This is a genomic window from Paenibacillus sp. FSL H3-0329 (assembly GCF_037963285.1).
Classification (GTDB): Bacteria; Bacillota; Bacilli; order Paenibacillales; family Paenibacillaceae; genus Paenibacillus_AQ; species Paenibacillus_AQ odorifer.
This window is the reverse complement of record NZ_CP150150.1, coordinates 86465-109416: the sequence shown is the minus strand read 5'-3', so window position 1 is coordinate 109416 and position 22952 is coordinate 86465. Positions and strand designations below refer to the sequence as shown.

The following is a 22952-nucleotide window of genomic DNA, read 5'->3' as shown; positions in this document are numbered from 1 at the left end:
GGACAGCTCTTTTTTTGTTGCAGTACTACATTCTATATGGAACTGTATTATTGTAATGACACTCCTACAGTAACTCGTAGTTCAGCGTAGCTCCAAGCTCTTTCTTCTCATCAGCAGACAGTTCCCGCCATTCTCCCGTTTGCAATGCCCCCAGGCGAATATTCATAATCCGAATGCGTTGCAGCTTTCGAACCTCATAGCCAAAAGCGCTACACATACGACGAATCTGGCGATTTTTGCCCTCTGTCAAAATAATACGGAAGACACGCTCCGTAATACGCGTGACCTCACAGGGCAGCGTCTTCTCACCTAATATTTTCACACCGCTGGACATGCCGGTAATAAACGAAGGCGTAATGGGTCTGTCCACGGTAACCACATATTCTTTTTCATGCCGGCCTTCCGCCCGCAAAATTTTATTAACGATGTCGCCATCATTGGTAAGCAGGATTAATCCTTCCGAATCCTTATCGAGACGACCAATCGGGAATATACGCTCATGATGACCTACAAAATCGACAATATTCCCCTTGATATGCTGTTCTGTGGTTGATGTAATCCCTACCGGCTTGTTTAGAGCAATGTAGACCGTCTGGCTTGAGGTTTCAAGCGCTATACCATCTATTCGCACATCATCGCCCGGAACAGCCTGACTGCCCAGCACAGCAGGCTCTCCGTTGATCGTAACTCTGCCGGCATCCACAAGCTTGTCTGCTTCTCGGCGTGAACAGTACCCTGTCTCACTGATGAATTTATTAATTCTCACGTTGTTCTTCACTCCGTTCATCCTTAATGTTAAGCCAAGGTGTACCCCCTCCAGCTGCAGGCAGCTTAATCATAACGGTTGTCCCCCGGCCAACTTCACTTTGTATTTCCAAATGACCCTTATGAGCCTGAATAATACGCTGGCTAATCATTAACCCAAGACCAGTCCCCGATTCCTTATTCGTGAAGAACGGTTCACCCAGCTTAGGCAGCACGTCCTCTGGAATCCCTTCACCCTGATCTTTGATTACTATAAAGACGCAATCCACAGAGTTCCACAGTTCCATTGAAATGACGCCACCCTCAGGCATAGCCTCAATTGCATTTTTAACAATATTAATGAATACCTGCTTCAGCTGGTTCTCTTCACAATGTACAGTAGCAGGTTGTTCAGAGAATTTCGTACTAAATTGAATATCATGTAGATGAGCGAGACTATCCAATAGAGAAACTACATCACCTAATATGTAGCGAAGATCTTTTTCCTGAAAATGAACGGCTTGCGGCTTAGCCAGGATTAAGAATTCACTGACGATAAGATTAATCCGCTCCAGCTCGGATAACATCAGCTCTACATGAAGCGGAACCAAGAGCTCCTTCTCCTGTTGAAGCTGTAGAAATCCTTTTAATGTGGTAAGAGGGTTACGAATCTCATGAGCTACTCCTGCGGCCAATTGGCCGACTGTAGTTAGTTTCTCAGAGCGTCTAAGCAGCTCCTCCATTCGATTGCGTTCCGTCATATCACGAGAAACGTGAATAAAGGAATGGGGATAACCCTCTTCATCTCGAATTATCGAGGTACTAACGCTAACCTCAACTAATGATCCGTCCCGTTTAAGTCTCACTGTCTCAATCGGCGGCAGAACTGCACCATTTCTTAACGCGTCCAGCCGCTCTTCCTCTTGCTTAAGCGCTGTCGCGGGTACAAGATATGGCATATTGCCGATCACTTCTGTTGCACTCCATCCATACAGCTCCTCAAAGGCCCTGTTAGTGCTAGTGATTCGTCCCTCCATATCCAACGTATGAATCGCATCAGACGTCCCGTTAATTACGGATTCCAAATGCTCCTTAACCGCCCGGTTCTCTTCCAGCGTCTGCTTAAGACGATTGGTGCGTTGCATAAGATGAGAAGTCATAGCGTTAATCCGCAAGGCTAATTGACCTAACTCATCACGAGAGGTTACCTTTAATGGAGGTTCGAACTTACCTCGCGCTACATCATTGACTTTGGCAAGTATAGCCTGAATTGGACGAGTAACAAAACCTGAAAGTATGTAACTACATAGCAAAAATAATGCCAGCAACAACAGAGACGTAGTCAAATAATTGGCTAATTGTTCATGAACTACGGATGAAATCACAGAATAATCCAAAACTACACCGATTACGTAGGGCTCCATTTTAGGATTCTGAATAGGGATGAAGCTTTTAAGCACTCTTTTCCCATGTACCCTCGTCTCCAGTGTAACTGGCTTCTGCTTCTGCTGAGCTAATAGAATGGCCGCTTTATCTTGCTCCACATTACCATAAGTATAGGTACCGAACTTAATTGGGCGGTTGCCAAGTTTCTTTTTAAATGCATCGCTTCCATCGCCCGCCATACTCGCTAAACCAAATGTTGTTGGATTAAATCCTGTAAGCTCTAAAATCCCTGGATTAACTTCTTTGGTTCGCTCTACAATTTGATCGGGATTGGTGATTTTGACATATTCACTAGCCGCAGTATTGAGAATAACAGGATTAATGATGTAATTGCTTGCTTCATCATGATAATAACCCCACTTCTCAATGAAATCGGGATTGTAGGTTGAATATTCAAATGGGCCTGACCAAAAATGATCCAATGCCTGACCTTGTCCCACAGTGACTTCCTGATTATCAAATAACTCCAAAAGGGCAAGGTACCAGTACCCCCAACCTTGAGTGGACATTCCAATATCAATAGGATTTGATGCCTTTGTCACCACGATATCATTATCAGTCTTTACCAGAATTGAAATATTAGACACGCCCAACTTGGAAGTTAGGGCCTTAAGTTGAGCATTGGTTATATTCTTATAATCCGGACCCAATTCCTTAGAGGCAAAGATGGCAGCCATTCTTAAGTTATGCGCAATTTGATATTCTACATAGTTAGAGCTATAGTTACTTTGTTCTACAGAAACAGCCATTTGCATAGCGGTGATCTGCATATTATTTACGTTTTCATTTCTTAGATTATTCTGAGCGGCATAAAGGTTAAATGTCAGGTTTAATGCTAAAATTAGCAGTACCGCTCCAAAAATAATAGCAGATAGTTTTGTCTTTATGGACAAACTGTTATTCACCTCTTATCCACTGGTAAATCCTTGCGGAGCCTATAATAAACATCATACCTTTTGCCCCCTCATTTGAAAAGGACATTTAAAACAAGCCTATTAATTCACGAAATATTGAAATTCAAAAGGTGTTTCTCTACAATATATAAGAAACCATCCACATCTTATGCACATATAAACAAATTATTAAAGTCCGATGTGTACAAAAATGTGTATAAGTAGGCTGTTATCCACAGAGTTATACACATTTTGTTAAGAACGAATATTTGTTCGTTGTACAATGGTTACAGAAGAAGGGAAGATGATCTTGAATATTAAAGCCAATGAATCGCCAGAAGATATACAAGCGGTTCATGAATATTGGATGAGGCAGGCGATCGCAGAAGCACGTAAAGCTGAGGCATTAGGTGAGGTTCCTATTGGCGCTGTCATTGTTCGACATGGTGAAATTATAGGACGTGGATACAATTTACGAGAAACGACAATGGATTCGACAGCCCATGCAGAGATGGTAGCCATTCGTGAGGCCAGCAATGTCATGAATTCTTGGCGTCTGCTGGATTGCCAGCTGTACGTCACCCTAGAACCTTGTCCGATGTGTGCAGGAGCAATAGTGCAGTCCAGAGTGCCTCTCACGGTATATGGAACGCCTGACCCTAAAGCTGGATGTGCCGGGACCCTCATGAACTTGCTTGAAGAACCGCGATTTAATCATAGAACTGAGGTAATACAGGGTGTTTTACAAGAAGAATGTGCAGATCTACTCACCTCCTTCTTTCGCCGTTTACGTAAAAAGCCAATAAAACAAAAGGAGGACTCCTAAATGACCCTTACTCTATATCATACCTCTCAAGGCATCTATATTTCTCCACTTGAGCTTAAGGATGCACAGAGCCTGCTGGAGCTTCGTTTAAATAACCGGGTAACCCATGAACCGTTTGAGCCAAAACGTGATGAGCACTTCTTTACCCTGGAGAGTCAACAACAGATCATCAATCAGCGTATTGAGGACGGCCTACAGGACAGAGCTTATATGTTCGGCATTTATCTGCTGGATGGACAGCTAATCGGTCAGATCACATTGTCCAACGTCTCACGAGGTATAGCACAATATGCTGATTTAGGATATTTAATGGATCATCGGATGCAAGGACAAGGTTATATGACAGCAGCAGTCGGATTAGTCCTTGGCTATGCGTTCCGGGCCTTAGGTCTACATAGAGTTCAAGCAGCTATTTTATTGCATAATGAAGCTTCCCGAAGAGTCCTGGAGAAGAGTGGGTTCAAACCTGAAGGGATCGCCCGTCAGTATCTTAAAATAAATGGACAGTGGCAGGATCACCAAACCTACGCAATCTTAACCGAAGATGTGCTGACTGAGGAACGGAAATAAGATTCTGCATTGTCGCAGGAATGAGTGCTACTTTTTTTCCTAAAAAAAGACCCGCATGGGCGTATAATATACGCATCATGCGGGTCTTAATCTTGTAACTGGGATTAGTAAGTTCCCATACCACCGAATTCTTCTCCAAGTTGATCCATTGTAATTACATCATCACCTTGAGGGATACCAATCTTGAATACCGGCTTCTCGTTGATCTTACTGTATTGGCCCGTTCCATTTACTGAGAAGGCTACTTTTGTGCCATCTTCCGGATCATTTACTTTAACATCCATCAATAAATCCTGATACACAGCGTATCCATCTTTATTGATCGCAGTATTATAGTGGAACTGGTTGATGGTAAGGTACTTATCAAGATCAGCTAAGCCCTTATCCAATTCAGTTCTAGCTTCACCTGATGTCAGTTCTTCTTTAGCCTTAGCTAGATCTGCATCTTTAATCTGCAGCATATCCTTGTATTCTTCCTTGCTTACGATATCAATGATTTTAGGCAGGGCATTATTCACCAAGATAGTGATTGCTTCTTTAACATTATCGTTAGTCACTTGGAACTGAACGACTTGTTTAGCTTCCACGCCTTCTGGTAAATTAGCATCTTTGGGATCAATCTCGTTAAAATATTTTTCTTCGTCATATTCAGCTAGGACAGCGTCCACCACTTCATTAGACAGCTTCTGCATTTTCTGAGTATCCATCGTACTTGGGTTAAATTCTGCACCCTCCTGCTCTGCCAACGCCTTCAGATCAACCTCTACAAACTTATTGAGGATCGTCTCAGGAATCGGTACGAAAGGAATAGATGGAATCTTAACATACAACTTCTCGGCAGTCATTACCATAGGAACATTAAAGCTCATGCTCATATCGCCCTTCAGATTCAGAACCATAGTTAGTTCTGTCTGCATTGGCTCTGCTTGATATACCCCATCAACGGTAATATCAGCATTCTTAAGCATACTAAGTACCTGTGTAGTCATTGCAGCAGATTCAGCGTCAGAAGTCTCGATCGTAAGATCGTTGATCGTGAATTTACTCTTCATCTCATAAGATGACATTGTAGTCGCTTTAGTAGCGGCTGATTTTAAGGCCTCTTTTGGCGCCTCCTGTTTACTTGCACATCCCGGCAGAATTACTGCTGCTGTAAGCAGCAATGCAGCGGCCGACAAACCCCACTTTTTGTTCATTATTGTTCTCCTCTCCCATTGTAAAAGAAATCTCTCCCCCTCCTATGATAAACCATTTGTAAAAATCAAGAAACACTTCTTTAAAATTCTTAACGTTTTTATTTGTTAACCTTGTGGATTATGGTGGTCAACATGGTTCGCTTGTTTCACCTTTTTAGAACCTGAAAGCGGTTCTGGACCTGAAGGTGTATGGTCTTTTCTCCGCTCACCACTTGTTGGCTCTGCCCCAGGAACAGGGATACTTTTTGGTTTCGACATTTTCATTCCTCCTAAGGATTGGTCAAGTTCTGAAGAGCCTGAGCACATTCATGAATTTGCCGTGAGTATTGCTGTGCCAGCTGCTGTACGGCATCACTACGCTCATCAATATGGAGACCGCTCTGTTCCACATCCAGCAGATCCACTGCCACTTCTCTGCTATCTACATACTTGCAGCGAAAATCCAATGAATAGCCTTGATGACCTGCCGCATTAAAATGAATCAGCAAGCTATTCGGATCCCCATTATCCGCCAGCACACTGAAACTATCCCCATCATCCATCAACGCCGGCAAACGCTCCTGCCAGGCTGAGACAAGCTTATGCTGATCAACTTCTAATGATCTATCCATGATTATGATCATCCTCCTTCTCTAATACATTGCGGAGAAATGAAGCTTTTTATTCTCAATAGAACTAGGTCTACCAAACAAAACAAAAAAACCGTCCCCCAGAGGGAACGGTTTCTATCTAATTATTCTTTAAGTTCATAAAGGAATGGCGGAGAGGATGGGATTCGAACCCATGTGGGCTTGCACCCTAACGGTTTTCAAGACCGCCCCGTTATGACCGCTTCGGTACCTCTCCAAATGCATTTAAATTTCACATGCATTAGGATTGTACCATACAATGCAAAGAAAAAGCAACTATATCTTTAAATAGTTTTTGGTTGTATCGATTTTACATTGCGCATATAAGGTTGTAGGCATTCTGGAATCAGAACACTGCCATCCTCTTGCTGATAATTCTCAAGAATTGCAGCAACTGTACGTCCAACCGCCAAAGCAGAGCCGTTCAGCGTATGAACAAATTCAGGCTTCGATTTTGGATCCTTACGGAAACGAATATTTGCCCGGCGTGCTTGGAAGTCTTCTGTATTTGAGCAAGAGGAGATCTCACGGTACATCCCACTCTCAGGCAACCACACTTCCAAATCGTACGTCTTAGCCGATGTAAAGCCCATATCAGCCGTACATAACCCAAGTACACGATAAGGCAGTCCTAACAGCTGCAGCACACTTTCAGCGTCTGCTGTCATTTTTTCTAATTCCTCATAAGAGGATTCAGGGGTGGTGAGCTTCACCAACTCTACCTTGTTGAATTGATGCTGGCGAATCAAACCGCGAGTATCACGGCCCGCCGAGCCCGCCTCAGAACGGAAACAAGAGCTGTAAGCTACATGGTATTTAGGCAGGTCAGCTGCCGTCAAAATCTCTTCGCGATAGTAGTTCGTTACCGGTACTTCAGCTGTAGGAATCAAATAGTATTCGGTATCCCGCAGCTTGAACAGATCCTCTTCGAATTTAGGCAGTTGTCCTGTACCATACAAGCTATCTTTGTTCACAATGTAAGGCGGCAGCATTTCCTCATAGTTATGCTCACCACTGTGAAGATCCATCATAAAGTTAATCAGCGCCCGTTCTAGACGTGCTCCGAGTCCTTTATAGAAAACAAACCGGGATCCTGTAACCTTTGCTGCAGCTTCGAAATCAATAATATCAAGCTGCTGCGCAAGCTCCCAATGTGATTTCGGAGTGAATCCGAACTCTTTGGGCTCCGACCAGCGGCGTAATTCAACGTTATCATCCTCAGACTTCCCTACTGGAACTGAATCATGAGGAATATTAGGGATATTCATAGTAAGATCAGCAATCTGAGCTTCCAGTTCACGTACTTCATCATCAAGCTCTTTAATTCGGTCAGATACTGTACGCATTTCTGTAATTAGATCATCTGCTGGCTCGCCGTTCTTTTTCTTTTTCGCTACTTCACCCGAAACTGTATTACGACGGTTCTTAAGACCTTCGGTTTCTTGCAGTAATTCACGTCGACGCAAATCAAGTTGTGGAAAATCAGCAATTAAGTCCAGCGATTTGCCCCGTTTTTCTAAAGCCTCTTCCACTCTTGCGTAATCACTACGTAGTATTTTTACATCTAACACAATGTTTCCCTCCTGAAAACAGCCTAAACTCTTTCAAAATGCTGATTACAGCTTTGAAAGAGTCAGGATGTTCTTTATATGCAATTTTGTTGTTGGACTTCCCTATTCGCCTCTACCATATCGGCAAAATATTGGTGCAGTCTGAAATCATCGGTCAGTTCTGGATGAAAAGAAGACACCAGCAAGTTCCCTTCGCGCGCGGTTACAATCTCATCATTATAGACTGTAAGCACATCAACTCCCGGTCCTACCTCGTTGATAAGCGGTGCACGTATAAATACAGCACGAACCGGCTCATCAATGCCTTTAACCTCCAGATCACATTCAAAGCTTTCCCGTTGGCGGCCGAATGCATTCCGGGCTACGGTAATATCCATCAGCTCCAAATGCCCGGGTTCACCACCGGCAATTTTTTTGGCCAGCACGATCATACCCGCACATGTGCCAAAAATAGGCTTGCCCTGATCAGAAAAATCACGGATGGCTTCTATGAAACCATATTTCCGCATTAGCTTTCCAATCGTTGTACTTTCTCCGCCGGGGATAATCAGGCCTTCAACTTCTTCTAGCTGCTCCACACGCTTGATAGGCACGCCTTCTGCACCGGTCTTCTCTATACTAACAATATGCTCCGTAACAGCGCCTTGAAGCGCCAATACTCCTATCTTCATCCTACAACCTTCTCTCTATTAACAACCACGCTCCGACATACGTTCAGCCGGGGTGAGAGTTGCAATATCAATCCCCTTCATTGGTGCACCAAGGTTCTTGGATACTTCAGCAATCAGTTTGTAATCAGTATAGTGTGTAGTGGCTTCAACAATCGCACGCGCAAATTTCTCAGGATTGTCCGATTTAAAAATACCCGAACCTACGAATACACCATCAGCACCCAAATGCATCATAAGAGCAGCATCGGCAGGAGTAGCTACACCCCCAGCGGCAAAGTTAACAACCGGCAGTTTGCCAAGCTCATGCACTTCGAGCAACAGCTCATAGGAAACTCCCAGGTTCTTTGCTTCATTATATAGCTCGTCCTTGGACAAATTCGTTACTTTACGGATTTGACTGTTGATAAAGCGCATGTGACGCACGGCCTCAACAATGTTGCCTGTTCCTGGTTCACCTTTTGTACGGATCATGGAGGCTCCTTCGTTAATACGTCTCAATGCTTCTCCCAGATCCTTCGCTCCACATACAAAAGGAACGGTGAACTCATGTTTATCAATATGGAATACTTCATCAGCAGGAGTAAGAACTTCACTCTCATCCAAGTAATCAACACCCAAAGATTCTAGAACTTTCGCTTCTACATAATGGCCGATACGAGCCTTAGCCATAACAGGGATACTTACCACTTTGAGAACCTCTTCTACAATTGTAGGATCGGCCATCCGTGCTACACCGCCAGCTGCACGAATGTCAGAAGGTACGCGTTCCAGAGCCATAACAGCAACTGCACCAGCAGCCTCAGCAATTTTTGCTTGCTCTGCATTCATGACGTCCATAATGACGCCGCCTTTTTGCATTTCTGCCATGCCTCTTTTAACTCGCGATGTACCTGTTTCCATGTCCTAACCCCCCGAATGATCTATCTTAATCTAACTTGTAATTTTACCCCAATGAAGGGAAATCTACAACCCATTTACTCGGATTTACTGCTGATTTCGACACCGAACTGCATTAGAACAAGTTCTTGATCCCTGAAAATAAATCACCGAAGAAATCGCCAATCGCTCTAAGGAACAACTTGAACCAGCCAGCTTTCTCAGCTTCCTCTACAGTGATCAGATTAACTGTTTTCTCCTGTGCTGCTTGCATGCCTTCAGCCTTGTAGGAATAGGTAACTTTACCTACTTTAGAGGATTGGGCTATAGGAGCAACCAAAGTTGCAGGGTCATTTGTTACAACAGTTGTAGTAACTTCAGGAGAAACAGTTCCCTTAGGAACAATGAAAGAAACTCCTTCATCAGTAACTATAGAAACATCTTTATTCTTGCCTTTCAGTACCGGAACTGTTTCCGTGCCAGCAATAACAGCCTTCGGAGCTACAACCTGTTTGATTTCAAAGTTGTTAAACCCGTAGTCGAGCACTTTTTTAGTTTCTGTGAATCGATGTGCCTCTGAATTAGCACCCATAACAACACTGATTAGACGCATTCCATCACGCACAGCAGTACCTGTAAAGCAGTTACCTGCATTTGTGGTATGGCCAGTCTTCAGTCCATCTAGACCTGGATAAGCATATGCCTTAAAGTTGGGGATACTTTTGTTAGCTTCCAGCATCCAGTTGTAGTTAATGATCGGCGCTGTATCCCGATCACGGAATTTATAAGACTGAATCGTTGTAAATTCAGTGAAGTCCGGGTGGTCAGTAACTATAAATTTAGCAAGAGTAGCTGCATCTCTAGCTGACATTACAGTCTCTTTATCAAGATCAGGACGGAATTTCTTCGGCATGTCTGCCCGATCAAGTCCAGTTGAGTTAATAAAATAGGTATTTTTCATGCCCATCTTCTGTGCAGTCTGATTCATTAGTTCTACGAATTGTTCTTCTGAACCCGATACCAATTCTGCCAAAGCAACCGTGGCATCATTCGCCGATCCTACAGCCATCGCTATGTATAGCTCTTTAACCGTATGTTCATCTCCAGCTGCCAGAAAAATTCGTGATCCGACCTGTTTGGAAGCATTCTCTTGAATGATAACTTTTTGATCCCAAGAGATGTCTCCTTTTTTCACGGCATCAGATACAAGATATTCAGTCATCATCTTGGTCATACTCGCAGGTGGGAGTGGTGTATCTGGATTTAGAGCCATAAGTACTTGGCCTGTAGTTGGTTCTATTAGAATAGCAGAACTCAATTCCAAGTTAAGAGATTCCACAGAAGGGATCTTAACTGCGTTGGTCTTGGGTGTAGTTGCAGTAGTAGTTGCGGCACCTTCGGTTGTAACCGGAGTTTTGCCCGCTTCAGCCAATGCTGGAATTACAGGGTTCATTAACATATTTAAAAGCAGACCTACAGTCGCTGTCTTAATTACAATTTGCTTACCATTAAATTTTCGTTTGTGCTTCAATGATTACGACTCTCCTTTAAATCTCATATCAATAGCTTGTTCTATTCTAACACAGGGGTACCCGCAAAAAAAGACAGACAGGACGAAATAGTCCTGTCTGTCCAAAAAATAATACGGTTAGTCCATTATACGGAATAATTTGGTGCTTCTTTTGTAATTTGCACATCATGTGGGTGGCTTTCACGAAGTCCAGCACTTGTGATGCGAATGAAAGAAGTATCGTTACGCAGTTCTTCCAATGACTTCGTACCGCAATAGCCCATACCTGAGCGCAATCCGCCGATCAATTGATGAACAGTGTCAGAAAGAGGCCCTTTAAAAGCAATACGTCCCTCAATTCCTTCAGGAACGAGCTTTTTATCATCATCTTGGAAATAACGGTCTTTACTGCCTTGTTTCATGGCACTCATACTGCCCATACCACGATATACTTTAAATTTACGGCCTTGATAAAGCTCAGATTCCCCTGGGCTTTCTTCTGTACCCGCAAACATACTTCCCATCATTACAGCATGAGCACCAGCTGCGATAGCCTTTGTGATCTCCCCAGAATACTTAATACCGCCATCAGCGATAATAGGAATTCCATACTCACGAGCAACTGTCGCACAATCATAAATGGCTGTAACCTGAGGTACGCCGATACCAGCAATAACGCGTGTTGTGCAGATCGATCCTGGTCCAATACCTACTTTAACTACAGATGCACCAGCTTCAATAAGTTCACGGGTTGCTTCGCCTGTAGCTACGTTACCAGCAACAATCGTAAGATCAGGATACAACTCACGAATTTGGCGAACCGCTTCAATAATATTAATGTGGTGACCATGTGCAGAATCGACGACGATCAGATCCACACCAGCTTTTACTAATGCTGCAGTACGTTCGAACGTGTCTTTAGAGATACCAACAGCTGCTCCAACAAGTAGTCGGCCATGTGCATCTTTGGCTCCGTTAGGGAATTGAATAGCTTTCTCAATATCCTTAATGGTGATGAGGCCTTTAAGAATATTATTCTCATCTACAAGGGGAAGCTTCTCGATCTTATGACGTTGCAGGATACCTTCTGCTTCCTGAAGGGTTGTACCCACAGCAGCTGTTACAAGATTCTCATGTGTCATAACTTCTTTAATTTGAATATTGAAATCATGAATAAAGCGTAAGTCTCTATTAGTTAGAATACCGACAAGTTTATTGTCACTGTCTACAATCGGCACTCCGGAAATGCGATATTTACCCATTAAAAGCTCTGCATCCGATACCATGTGTTCTGCTGTAAGTGAGAATGGATTCGTAATAACTCCGCTCTCGGAACGCTTCACACGATCTACTTCTTCCGCTTGCTGCTCCACAGGCATATTCTTGTGTATAATCCCGATGCCACCCTCACGAGCAATTGCAATGGCCATGGCTGCTTCTGTGACTGTGTCCATCCCTGCACTCATAAGTGGAATATTCAACTTCACATTCTTACTTAGAACTGTGGTCAAATCCACTTCTTTAGGCAGTACCTCAGATTTACGCGGAACCAGCAGCACATCATCAAAAGTTAGACCTTCTTTACCAAACTTATCTTTCCACACCTGGGTCATTCCTCCTCGGTTGTTTTAAATTATACCCGCCTACAAACTTTATGAAAGAAGAACCTTTGACTCCAGTCCATTCACGACAGACAATTCTGTACATCTGGGGGCTGAACAAGTGTAGATCTTCAATTAAGGTTTGAGATGCTTATCCAAAAATATATTATTGCCATCTTAGCAAAGGGCATTTGGACTGTCAAGAACATTACATCATCAGAGTAGGTATTCAAAAAACGGCCCCCGAGTAAGCGAATTATTGGACGTTAGTCCGTGCTCAGTGGACATATAGTGTATAAAAAATCCACAATGCATTTCTGCTCATCTTATTACCCACGCTTATCTCCATCATAGTATTTCAAAATATAGCCTAATGAATTCTCTATTTACATAACAAAAAGACCACTGTCGATTACTCAACAGTGGTCTTGTGTGCTTGGCAACGTCCTACTCTCCCAGGACCCTTCGGTCCAAGTACCATCGGCGCTGGAGGGCTTAACGGTCGTGTTCGGGATGGGTACGCGTGGAACCCCTCCGCTATCGCCACCAAACATGCGTCTGTGAAACAGACGCTGCCGCGTGAAATTCGGTTCATCACCAGAAGTGACAATAAATTTCTAAGCGTATTTCAGGCTTGATGCCTGAAAACTGAATCCGAAACGAATCTGCATTCTACGTATAGGATAAGCCCTCGACCGATTAGTATTGGTCAGCTCCATGCATTGCTGCACTTCCACCTCCAACCTATCTACCTCGTCGTCTTCAAGGGGTCTTACTAATTGGGAAATCTCATCTTGAGGGGGGCTTCACGCTTAGATGCTTTCAGCGCTTATCCCGTCCGTACGTAGCTACCCAGCCATGCTCCTGGCGGAACAACTGGTGCACCAGCGGTACGTCCATCCCGGTCCTCTCGTACTAAGGACAGCTCCTCTCAAATTTCCTGCGCCCACGACAGATAGGGACCGAACTGTCTCACGACGTTCTGAACCCAGCTCGCGTACCGCTTTAATGGGCGAACAGCCCAACCCTTGGGACCTACTTCAGCCCCAGGATGCGATGAGCCGACATCGAGGTGCCAAACCTCCCCGTCGATGTGGACTCTTGGGGGAGATAAGCCTGTTATCCCCAGGGTAGCTTTTATCCGTTGAGCGATGGCCCTTCCATGCGGTACCACCGGATCACTAAGTCCGACTTTCGTCCCTGCTCGACTTGTAGGTCTCGCAGTCAAGCTCCCTTATGCCTTTGCACTCTGCGAATGATTTCCAACCATTCTGAGGGAACCTTGGAACGCCTCCGTTACTCTTTAGGAGGCGACCGCCCCAGTCAAACTGCCCGCCTGACACGGTCCCCGTACCCGATAAGGGTACTAGGTTAGAACCTAGATACGATCAGGGTGGTATCCCAACGGCGCCTCCACCGAAGCTTGCGCTCCGATTTCTACGGCTCCCACCTATCCTGTACAGATCGTACCCAAATTCAATATCAAGCTGCAGTAAAGCTCCATGGGGTCTTTCCGTCTTGTCGCGGGTAACCTGCATCTTCACAGGTATTAAAATTTCACCGGATCTCTCGTTGAGACAGCGCCCAAGTCGTTACGCCATTCGTGCGGGTCAGAATTTACCTGACAAGGAATTTCGCTACCTTAGGACCGTTATAGTTACGGCCGCCGTTTACTGGGGCTTCGGTTCATAGCTTCGGGTTACCCCTAACCACTCCCCTTAACCTTCCAGCACCGGGCAGGCGTCAGCCCGTATACTTCGCCTTGCGGCTTCGCACAGACCTGTGTTTTTGCTAAACAGTCGCTTGGGCCTTTTCACTGCGGCCCCCTCGTGCTATTCACACTACCGGGGCACCCCTTCTCCCGAAGTTACGGGGTCATTTTGCCGAGTTCCTTAACGAGAGTTCTTCCGCGCGCCTTAGAATTCTCTTCTCGCCTACCTGTGTCGGTTTGCGGTACGGGCACCTTCTCCTGGCTAGAGGCTTTTCTTGGCAGTGTGAGATCATGACCTTCGCTACTATAATTTTCGCTCCCCATCACAGCCCAGCCTTAATGATGTGCGGATTTGCCTACACATCAGCCTCACTGCTTAGACGGACATCCATCAGTCCGCGTCACTACCCTCCTGCGTCACCCCATCGCTCATAGCGGATTACGGTGGTACAGTAATTTCAAACTGTTGTCCTTCGACTACGCCTTTCGGCCTCGCCTTAGGTCCCGACTTACCCTGAGCGGACGAGCCTTCCTCAGGAAACCTTGGGCTTTCGGCGGATCAGATTCTCACTGATCTTTTCGTTACTCATACCGGCATTCTCACTTGTGTAGTGTCCAGCGCTCTTTTCAGTACACCTTCAACCCCTACACAACGCTCCCCTACCCCAGATACATACGTATCTAGCCATAGCTTCGGTGGTGTGTTTAGCCCCGTTACATTTTCGGCGCAGAGTCACTCGACCAGTGAGCTATTACGCACTCTTTCAATGGTGGCTGCTTCTAAGCCAACATCCTGGTTGTCTGTGCAACTCCACATCCTTTCCCACTTAACACACACTTGGGGACCTTAGCTGATGGTCTGGGCTGTTTCCCTTTTGACAATGGATCTTAGCACTCACTGTCTGACTCCCGGCAATAAGTATATGGCATTCGGAGTTTGACTGAGCTTGGTAATCCTTGCGGACCCCGCACCCAATCAGTGCTCTACCTCCACTACTCTTATACCGAGGCTAGCCCTAAAGCTATTTCGGGGAGAACCAGCTATCTCCGAGTTCGATTGGAATTTCTCCGCTACCCCCACCTCATCCCCGCACTTTTCAACGTACGTGGGTTCGGGCCTCCAGTGCGTGTTACCGCACCTTCACCCTGGACAGGGGTAGATCACACGGTTTCGGGTCTACGTCCACATACTCATTCGCCCTATTCAGACTCGCTTTCGCTGCGGCTCCACCTTCTCGGCTTAACCTTGCATGTTAAACGTAACTCGCCGGTTCATTCTACAAAAGGCACGCCATCACCCATAGATCGGGCTCTGACTTTTTGTAAGCACACGGTTTCAGGTTCTATTTCACTCCCCTTCCGGGGTGCTTTTCACCTTTCCCTCACGGTACTGTTTCACTATCGGTCGCCAGGTAGTATTTAGCCTTAGCAGATGGTCCTGCTGGATTCATACGGGGTTTCACGTGCCCCGCACTACTCGGGATCCGTCTCGGAGAGAACACAGTTTAGGTTACAGGGCTTTTACCTCTATCGCGGGCCTTTCCAGACCTCTTCACCTACCATATTCCTTTGTAACTCCATGTGAGACGTCCCACAACCCCAAGAGGCAAGCCCCTTGGTTTAGGCTGTTCCGCGTTCGCTCGCCGCTACTGACGGAATCACTATTGTTTTCTCTTCCTCAGGGTACTTAGATGTTTCAGTTCCCCTGGTCTGCCTCTACACACCCTATGTATTCAGGTATGAGTAACTGCGAATTACCACAGCTGGGTTTCCCCATTCGGACACCCCCGGATCAAAGCTTGCTTACAGCTCCCCGAGGCAGTTTCGTTGTTCGCCACGTCCTTCGTCGGCTCCTGGCGCCTAGGCATCCTCCGTGTGCTCTTATTAGCTTAACCTTGATTTTTCCGCAGGAAAATATCATACGATGACATTCTCTTTTGGAATCATCTCACTAATAACATTTACTTGTTTACACAAGTTGCTAAAAGATGTTCTAAAACGCAAATTCGTTTCGGTATCCAGTTTTCAAGGATCAAGTCTTACTGAGAGCTTAAACTCTCAAAACTGAGCAACGAGTGAGTAACAGGCCTAAACCTGAGTTTTGGAAGCTAAGCTTCCGATTTGAATGTTCTCATTGCAGAGAACGATTCTCCATAGAAAGGAGGTGATCCAGCCGCACCTTCCGATACGGCTACCTTGTTACGACTTCACCCCAATCATCTACCCCACCTTCGGCGGCTGGCTCCCTTGCGGGTTACCCCACCGACTTCGGGTGTTGTAAACTCTCGTGGTGTGACGGGCGGTGTGTACAAGACCCGGGAACGTATTCACCGCGGCATGCTGATCCGCGATTACTAGCAATTCCGACTTCATGCAGGCGAGTTGCAGCCTGCAATCCGAACTGAGACCGGCTTTGATGGGATTGGCTCCACCTCGCGGCTTCGCTTCCCGTTGTACCGGCCATTGTAGTACGTGTGTAGCCCAGGTCATAAGGGGCATGATGATTTGACGTCATCCCCACCTTCCTCCGGTTTGTCACCGGCAGTCACTCTAGAGTGCCCAGCATTACCTGCTGGCAACTAAAGTTAAGGGTTGCGCTCGTTGCGGGACTTAACCCAACATCTCACGACACGAGCTGACGACAACCATGCACCACCTGTCTCCTCTGTCCCGAAGGCCGCTGCTATCTCTAGCAGATTCAGAGGGATGTCAAGACCTGGTAAGGTTCTTCGCGTTGCTTCGAATTAAACCACATACTCCACTGCTTGTGCGGGTCCCCGTCAATTCCTTTGAGTTTCAGTCTTGCGACCGTACTCCCCAGGCGGAGTGCTTACTGTGTTAACTTCGGCACCAAGGGTATCGAAACCCCTAACACCTAGCACTCATCGTTTACGGCGTGGACTACCAGGGTATCTAATCCTGTTTGCTCCCCACGCTTTCGCGCCTCAGCGTCAGTTACAGCCCAGAAAGTCGCCTTCGCCACTGGTGTTCCTCCACATATCTACGCATTTCACCGCTACACGTGGAATTCCACTTTCCTCTTCTGTACTCAAGCCACCCAGTTTCCAGTGCGACCTCAGGTTGAGCCCAAGGTTTAAACACCAGACTTAAATAGCCGCCTGCGCGCGCTTTACGCCCAATAATTCCGGACAACGCTTGCCCCCTACGTATTACCGCGGCTGCTGGCACGTAGTTAGCCGGGGCTTTCTTCTCAGGTACCGTCACTCCGGTAGCAGTTACTCTACCGGACGTTCTTCCCTGGCAACAGAGCTTTACGATCCGAAAACCTTCATCACTCACGCGGCGTTGCTCCGTCAGGCTTTCGCCCATTGCGGAAGATTCCCTACTGCTGCCTCCCGTAGGAGTCTGGGCCGTGTCTCAGTCCCAGTGTGGCCGTTCACCCTCTCAGGTCGGCTACGCATCGTCGCCTTGGTGGGCCGTTACCCCACCAACTAGCTAATGCGCCGCAGGCCCATCCCTCAGTGACAGATTGCTCCGTCTTTCATTCTTCTCTCAGGAGAAAAAAGAAATTATCCGGTATTAGCTACCGTTTCCGGTAGTTATCCCAGTCTGAAGGGCAGGTTGCCTACGTGTTACTCACCCGTCCGCCGCTAAGTTATTTTGAAAGCAAGCTTTCAAAATAACTCCGCTCGACTTGCATGTATTAGGCACGCCGCCAGCGTTCGTCCTGAGCCAGGATCAAACTCTCCAATTAGTATTGAAAAGAGCGATATGCTCATTTTGAAACATCTGACGAGAAAATTAATTCTCTAATTTCGGATTTCACTTACGTGATTTCCTACTCACTCGTTGTTCAGTTTTCAAAGATCAAGTTCTCGTTGGCGCCGTTTAATGTCTCAGCAGCAACTCTTATACTATATCATGTTCGGCTATTTAATGTCAAGCTCTTTTTTAACTTCTTTTTCGAGCTCGGCATGTGTATTTCTTGGCCGGACTTAGAATATATCATGTATAGAGATTCATTGCAAGAGTTTTTTTGAAACTAATATTAAATCTCTACATTCTATAGGAGCAATGAAGTGAAAGCACCGCTTCTAATCAACAATAGCCAAGAGAACTGTCCTTAGACAGCTCCCTTAAGCCCTGTGTTGTATAGATACTATTCAGTACGGTTACGCATATGTGGAAACAGCAATACATCGCGAATCGATGCAGAATTGGTAAGCAGCATGATCAGACGGTCTACGCCGATTCCCAGTCCGCCAGTAGGTGGCATACCATATTCCAGGGCGCGGATGAAATCATCGTCCATCTCATGAGCTTCGTCATTACCTTGCTCTTTCTCCTGGATCTGTGCCTCAAAGCGTTGACGTTGGTCAATCGGATCATTCAATTCACTAAATGCATTAGCGTGCTCACGACCCACAATAAACAGCTCAAAACGATCGGTAAAGCGTGGATCCTCATCGTTTTTCTTCGCAAGTGGTGAAATTTCAACAGGGTGTCCCATTACAAAGGTTGGCTGAATTAGAGTTTCCTCTACAAATTGCTCGAAGAAAGCGTTAAGGATATGACCGAACGTCATATGTTTCTCAACAGGCACACGATGTTCTTTTGCCAAAGCTTGTGCTTCGTCATCTGTCATGTGAACACTGAAATCAACACCGGTTACTTCTTTAACAGCATCAACCATAGTTACACGACGCCATCCTGGAGACAGATTTACCTCTTTGCCTTGGTAATCCAGCAGTTGTGTACCTAATACCTCTTGGGCAATATGTGCAATCATATTCTCCGTGAGATTCATGATGTCCTTGTAGTCAGCATATGCTTCGTACAACTCAATCATAGTAAACTCTGGATTATGACGAGTCGACATTCCCTCGTTACGGTATACACGGCCGATTTCGTACACTTTTTCCAAACCGCCAACAATAAGGCGTTTCAAGTGAAGCTCGATAGCAATCCGCATATACAGCTGCATTTCAAGTGTGTTGTGGTAAGTAATAAACGGACGCGCAGCTGCTCCGCCGGCGATCGTATGAAGTGTAGGTGTTTCAACTTCAAGATAACCAAGTGAATCCAAATAGCGACGCATCGATTGAATAATTCTTGAACGGGCAATAAAGGTCTGTTGAACTTCCGGATTAATAATCAAATCAACATAGCGCTGGCGATAACGCAGTTCTACATCTTTAAGACCATGATATTTCTCAGGAAGTGGCAGCAGGGATTTGGACAAGACTTCGAGATTATGCACTTTGATGGAGGTCTCGCCTGTTTTGGTTTTGAATACTGTTCCACGAACGCCAATAATATCTCCCAGATCGAGAACATTAAACGCCGCGTATTGAGTTTCAGGAATGCTGTCTTGACGAACATAAAGCTGAATTCTTCCACTAAGGTCCTGGATATGCGCAAAGCTGGCTTTACCCATAACGCGTTTTGCCATAATACGTCCAGCAATGCTCACTTCAACAGAAAGCTCGTCCAATTCCTCTTTGGAAAGTCCATCATACTTAGCTACGATATCGCCAGCGTTAGCTGTGCGCTCGTATTTTTTGCCAAAAGGATCAATACCAAGTCCTCTTAGCTCGTCCAGTTTGGCACGGCGGATCTGCAAAAGCTCACTAAGTTCGTTCTCTGCATTGTCCACATTGTTCATTTCCTCGGTCATGCGATTCATCCCCTTATAACTCAGTAATATCATATACACAAGAAGAAACGGCTCCGTCTCCATAGTTAGAGGACAGTCCCGTTCCAGCTCAAAATATAAGCAGTTTGTTTTACCTATCGTTTCTGGATGATTTGAAAAAAGCTTCCCTAAGGAAGCTTTCCCAAACATGTTCCCTTATCTACCTATGTACAGTGAAATGACTAATACATACGGCAGCACATCTATTTACAGACATTAAGGTCTGTATATTACTTCATTCTGATATCGAGAATTTTATATTGAATAACTCCTGCAGGTGTAGAAACATCAACAACCGTACCTATTTTTTTCCCGATAATAGCTTTGCCTACCGGACTTTCATTGGAAATCTTGTTATTCAGTGGATCAGACTCTGCTGTACCTACGATCGTATACTCCATAGTGTCCCCATATTCCAAATCCTCGACACTTACAGTAACACCAATACTTACTACGTCAGTAACGATCTCGTCGCTATTGATGATACGCGCGTTGCGAAGCATCTTCTCCAAAGTTAGAACGCGTCCTTCGATAAAAGCTTGCTCATTCTTCGCGTCTTCATACTCCGAGTTCTCACTGATATCTCCGTAGCCAATCGCTACCTTAATCCGTTCAGCAACCTCACGGCGTTTTACGGATTTGAGGGTCTCCAGCTCATCTTCCAGACGTTTTAGCCCGTCCGGCGTAAGGATGACTTCTTTATCGCTCATCTCAACCGATTCTCCTGTCGTATACAATTATTGAAAACACCATACTATATGCTAATCTAGAAGGATAAGAACCCTCCCTGCTGCATTGCTCTTACTGTAACGGCGATTTTATACTGTGAAATTATATTGGAACCGCTACAAAATGTCAATGACACCACATATAAAGTCAGATGTGTTCAAATATCAGCAGAAAAAAGGTGATTATACAGCAGAAGAAGACATTTCAATGCCCTTGCTCTCTTCTTCATGCTTTAATTGAACGACAAAATCATTCAATATCCTCACCATTCCATCGCGTTTTGTTTCTGTCATGAGAACATCCTTCACTCTAGCGGCAGCCTTCAAGCCTTTTAAGTACCAGGCCATATGCTTACGCATCTCACGGACAGCTACAGCTTCTCCCTTAAGAGCTACCAGTCGATCCATATGAAGAATAGCAACCTTAATCTTCTCATCCAAGCCAGGTTCAGGCATAAGCTCGCCGGTGCTCAAATATTGAATCGTACGATACAACATCCAAGGATTGCCGAGTGCTCCACGCCCGATCATTACGCCATCGCAGCCAGTCTGATCCAACATAGCCCGAGCATCTTCAGGTGTATTAACATCCCCGTTGCCAATAACAGGAATAGAAACTGCTTCTTTTGCCATCTTGATATAGTTCCAGTCCGCATGGCCTGTGTAAAGCTGCTCCCGGGTACGACCGTGTACGCTGACAGCCTTACCCCCGGCACGTTCAACCGCACGCGCATTATCTTCGACAAAAATATGCTCGCTATCCCAGCCAATCCGCATTTTCACGGTTACGGGTTTATCGACAACATCGACAACCGCAGAGACCATTTCATAGATTTTGTCGGGATTCAAAAGCCAGCGGGCTCCCGCATCACATTTAGTTACTTTAGGCACTGGGCATCCCATATTGATATCGATAATATCAGCATTGGTTTCTTTATCAACCACTTTTGCTGCTTGCACCAGTGATTCTCTATCCCCGCCAAAAATCTGCAAACTAAGCGGTTTCTCCCGTTCATCTACAAACAACATTTCGCGAGTACGTGTATTTCCGTGAATAATGGCCTTATCGCTTACCATTTCCGCACAGACCAGACCTGTACCAAATTCCTTAGCGATCAGACGAAAAGCCGGATTGCACACGCCAGCCATAGGTGCCAGAACAACCTGATTTTTCATCTCGATATCGCCAATCTTCAGCATTCGTATCACTTCCTGCCTTTTAATTCTTAAAAATTATGAGTTGGGATCCACAAGCTCTTCTGTTGTAACCCCTAGGACATTCGCAATTTTATCTAAAATTTGATCTTCTAATCGTCTGTTACCCCTCTCGACTGCACCAAGCACAGCCAAGGAAATTCCGGCAAGATCCGCAAGATCCTGTTGAGTATACCCTTTTAGCTTACGGAATGCCCTGACCCTCCGTCCCAAACGCTTGTTGTCCACAACCGAATTCCTTCCTTCCCGTCTATGTCTTGAAGCGCTGCTGTAATCAGCTTGCGAAGTCCGGAAGATTGTTCATTCTGTGGAACGATGTCACTGAGCGGAAACAATACAAAAGCACGCTCTAACATGCGTGGATGCGGTAACGTTAAATGTGGTGTATCGAGCACCTGACCCTCAACCCACAACAAATCCAAATCTACCGTTCTCGGTCCATAGCGGATATCCCGGATACGACCCAACTGCGTTTCAATCCCCAACATCACTTCCAGCAAGGACTCGGGCGCAAGTGTCGTTCGCAAAGCTGCTGCCATATTGAGAAACTGCGGCTGATCTAAATAACCTACTGGCTCTGTCTCGTAAACTTTGGAGCAGCGGACCACAGATATTTCATCATGAGCGTCCAGTCTGTTCAAAGCCTCTGACAGTGTACCCTCGCGGTCACCCAAATTAGCCCCTAAAGCAATATAAGCCTCTGATTCTTCAGAGGTGGAATGTATATTCATGGACCTTGTTCTCACTTTCTAGTTCTGCGCAGCTCTACAGTCACTCCCTGAAAATGAATGTCGAAAGGCGGATGGGGTTTAGTTACCTTAACCGTTACTGCATTGATAACAGTATAAGTGTCCAGTACGGAGGATGCAATATATTCTGCCAAAGCTTCGATCAACTTAAAAGACTTTATTTCGACAATGTTTTTGACTAATTCATGAACTTCAGCATAATTCACGGTTTGACTCAAATCATCATTCAAGCCCGCACCCTGCAAATCAAGCTCCAGCTCTAAATCAATGTAAAAACGTTGTCCCAGCTTACGTTCTTCCTCAAATACACCGTGGTATCCGTAATATTCCATGCGATGCATTGTCATTTTATCCATGATT

The 22952-nt window shown here is 45.5% G+C and carries 18 protein-coding genes, 1 tRNA gene and 3 rRNA genes; 2 read left to right on the top strand and 20 right to left on the bottom strand.

Annotated features, from left to right (window positions below):
• Window positions 1–64: 64 nt before the first annotated feature.
• Complete coding sequence (gene rluF, locus NSQ66_RS00505) at window positions 65–766, bottom strand: 23S rRNA pseudouridine(2604) synthase RluF (RefSeq protein WP_036679985.1); 702 nt, start codon at window positions 764–766, stop codon at window positions 65–67.
• Complete coding sequence (locus tag NSQ66_RS00500) at window positions 756–3083, bottom strand: sensor histidine kinase (RefSeq protein ID WP_036679971.1); 2328 nt, start codon at window positions 3081–3083, stop codon at window positions 756–758. The genes rluF and NSQ66_RS00500 overlap by 11 nt, the downstream gene beginning before the upstream one ends.
• A 310-nt stretch (window positions 3084–3393) precedes the next feature.
• On the opposite strand from NSQ66_RS00500, the gene tadA reads away from it, so the two are divergent.
• Together tadA and NSQ66_RS00490 are read left to right on the top strand one after the other, a co-directional pair.
• Window positions 3394–3909 carry a tRNA adenosine(34) deaminase TadA gene (gene tadA / locus NSQ66_RS00495; protein WP_256721116.1) on the top strand — a complete coding sequence of 172 codons (516 nt, stop codon included), beginning with the start codon at window positions 3394–3396 and terminating at the stop codon, window positions 3907–3909.
• Window positions 3910–4479 (top strand): GNAT family protein, encoded by a 570-nt coding sequence (locus tag NSQ66_RS00490; RefSeq protein WP_076142537.1) that lies wholly within the window; start codon window positions 3910–3912, stop codon window positions 4477–4479.
• Window positions 4480–4583: 104 nt separating this feature from the next.
• Here NSQ66_RS00490 and NSQ66_RS00485 read toward each other — a convergent pair whose 3' ends face one another.
• From NSQ66_RS00485 to folB, 18 genes are all read right to left on the bottom strand, one after another.
• Complete coding sequence (locus NSQ66_RS00485; RefSeq protein ID WP_076138622.1) at window positions 4584–5675, bottom strand: hypothetical protein; 1092 nt, start codon at window positions 5673–5675, stop codon at window positions 4584–4586.
• Window positions 5676–5780: 105 nt separating this feature from the next.
• On the bottom strand, window positions 5781–5933 hold the full coding sequence (locus NSQ66_RS00480) for a small acid-soluble spore protein P (protein ID WP_076138623.1): 153 nt from the start codon (window positions 5931–5933) through the stop codon (window positions 5781–5783).
• 11 nt (window positions 5934–5944) lie between these two features.
• Window positions 5945–6286 carry a hypothetical protein gene (locus NSQ66_RS00475; protein WP_036679977.1) on the bottom strand — a complete coding sequence of 114 codons (342 nt, stop codon included), beginning with the start codon at window positions 6284–6286 and terminating at the stop codon, window positions 5945–5947.
• A gap of 146 nt (window positions 6287–6432) precedes the next feature.
• Window positions 6433–6521 (bottom strand) — tRNA-Ser (locus NSQ66_RS00470).
• Window positions 6522–6588: 67 nt separating this feature from the next.
• The gene (gene serS, locus NSQ66_RS00465) at window positions 6589–7875 is read right to left on the bottom strand and encodes a serine--tRNA ligase (RefSeq protein WP_038568043.1); all 1287 of its coding nucleotides are present in this window, start codon (window positions 7873–7875) and stop codon (window positions 6589–6591) included.
• A 74-nt stretch (window positions 7876–7949) separates the two neighbouring features.
• Window positions 7950–8546, bottom strand: a complete 597-nt coding sequence (pdxT, locus tag NSQ66_RS00460; protein WP_036679979.1) for a pyridoxal 5'-phosphate synthase glutaminase subunit PdxT — start codon at window positions 8544–8546, stop codon at window positions 7950–7952.
• 18 nt (window positions 8547–8564) lie between these two features.
• On the bottom strand, window positions 8565–9446 hold the full coding sequence (gene pdxS, locus NSQ66_RS00455; RefSeq protein WP_076142539.1) for a pyridoxal 5'-phosphate synthase lyase subunit PdxS: 882 nt from the start codon (window positions 9444–9446) through the stop codon (window positions 8565–8567).
• Between the two features lie 112 nt (window positions 9447–9558).
• Window positions 9559–10953 (bottom strand): D-alanyl-D-alanine carboxypeptidase family protein, encoded by a 1395-nt coding sequence (locus tag NSQ66_RS00450; RefSeq protein ID WP_076142541.1) that lies wholly within the window; start codon window positions 10951–10953, stop codon window positions 9559–9561.
• Window positions 10954–11078: 125 nt separating this feature from the next.
• Complete coding sequence (gene guaB, locus NSQ66_RS00445; RefSeq protein WP_036679982.1) at window positions 11079–12536, bottom strand: IMP dehydrogenase; 1458 nt, start codon at window positions 12534–12536, stop codon at window positions 11079–11081.
• A gap of 431 nt (window positions 12537–12967) precedes the next feature.
• A 5S ribosomal RNA gene (gene rrf, locus NSQ66_RS00440) occupies window positions 12968–13084 on the bottom strand.
• 128 nt (window positions 13085–13212) lie between these two features.
• Window positions 13213–16139 (bottom strand): 23S ribosomal RNA (locus tag NSQ66_RS00435).
• Between the two features lie 262 nt (window positions 16140–16401).
• Window positions 16402–17959, bottom strand: a 16S ribosomal RNA gene (locus NSQ66_RS00430).
• Together the 16S, 23S and 5S rRNA genes form the textbook arrangement of a ribosomal RNA operon.
• Window positions 17960–18364: 405 nt before the next feature.
• Window positions 18365–19882 carry a lysine--tRNA ligase gene (gene lysS / locus NSQ66_RS00425; RefSeq protein WP_038573979.1) on the bottom strand — a complete coding sequence of 506 codons (1518 nt, stop codon included), beginning with the start codon at window positions 19880–19882 and terminating at the stop codon, window positions 18365–18367.
• Window positions 19883–20130: 248 nt separating this feature from the next.
• Entirely contained in the window at window positions 20131–20610 is a 480-nt protein-coding gene (gene greA, locus NSQ66_RS00420) for a transcription elongation factor GreA (protein WP_036678719.1), read from the bottom strand.
• A 201-nt stretch (window positions 20611–20811) separates the two neighbouring features.
• A complete protein-coding gene (dusB, locus tag NSQ66_RS00415) occupies window positions 20812–21828 on the bottom strand; it encodes a tRNA dihydrouridine synthase DusB (protein ID WP_036678722.1) in 1017 nt (338 codons plus the stop codon).
• Window positions 21829–21861: 33 nt separating this feature from the next.
• A complete protein-coding gene (locus NSQ66_RS00410; RefSeq protein ID WP_076099929.1) occupies window positions 21862–22071 on the bottom strand; it encodes a helix-turn-helix transcriptional regulator in 210 nt (69 codons plus the stop codon).
• Window positions 22023–22574, bottom strand: coding sequence for a 2-amino-4-hydroxy-6-hydroxymethyldihydropteridine diphosphokinase (folK, locus tag NSQ66_RS00405; RefSeq protein ID WP_036678725.1), 552 nt, complete (start codon window positions 22572–22574; stop codon window positions 22023–22025). The genes NSQ66_RS00410 and folK overlap by 49 nt, the downstream gene beginning before the upstream one ends.
• 11 nt (window positions 22575–22585) lie before the next feature.
• Entirely contained in the window at window positions 22586–22948 is a 363-nt protein-coding gene (folB, locus tag NSQ66_RS00400; protein WP_036678726.1) for a dihydroneopterin aldolase, read from the bottom strand.
• Between the last annotated feature and the right edge of the window lie 4 nt (window positions 22949–22952).

Excerpts from the sequence above, each read along its gene's own strand:
- folB (WP_036678726.1), bottom strand. The coding sequence starts at position 22,948 with ATGGATAAAATGACAATGCATCGCATGGAATATTACGGATACCACGGT.
- NSQ66_RS00490 (WP_076142537.1), top strand. The coding sequence starts at position 3,910 with ATGACCCTTACTCTATATCATACCTCTCAAGGCATCTATATTTCTCCA.
- lysS (WP_038573979.1), bottom strand. The coding sequence starts at position 19,882 with ATGACCGAGGAAATGAACAATGTGGACAATGCAGAGAACGAACTTAGT.
- greA (WP_036678719.1), bottom strand. The coding sequence starts at position 20,610 with ATGAGCGATAAAGAAGTCATCCTTACGCCGGACGGGCTAAAACGTCTG.
- folK (WP_036678725.1), bottom strand. The coding sequence starts at position 22,574 with ATGAATATACATTCCACCTCTGAAGAATCAGAGGCTTATATTGCTTTA.
- dusB (WP_036678722.1), bottom strand. The coding sequence starts at position 21,828 with ATGCTGAAGATTGGCGATATCGAGATGAAAAATCAGGTTGTTCTGGCA.
- pdxT (WP_036679979.1), bottom strand. The coding sequence starts at position 8,546 with ATGAAGATAGGAGTATTGGCGCTTCAAGGCGCTGTTACGGAGCATATT.
- NSQ66_RS00475 (WP_036679977.1), bottom strand. The coding sequence starts at position 6,286 with ATGGATAGATCATTAGAAGTTGATCAGCATAAGCTTGTCTCAGCCTGG.
- pdxS (WP_076142539.1), bottom strand. The coding sequence starts at position 9,446 with ATGGAAACAGGTACATCGCGAGTTAAAAGAGGCATGGCAGAAATGCAA.
- NSQ66_RS00480 (WP_076138623.1), bottom strand. The coding sequence starts at position 5,933 with ATGTCGAAACCAAAAAGTATCCCTGTTCCTGGGGCAGAGCCAACAAGT.
- NSQ66_RS00485 (WP_076138622.1), bottom strand. The coding sequence starts at position 5,675 with ATGAACAAAAAGTGGGGTTTGTCGGCCGCTGCATTGCTGCTTACAGCA.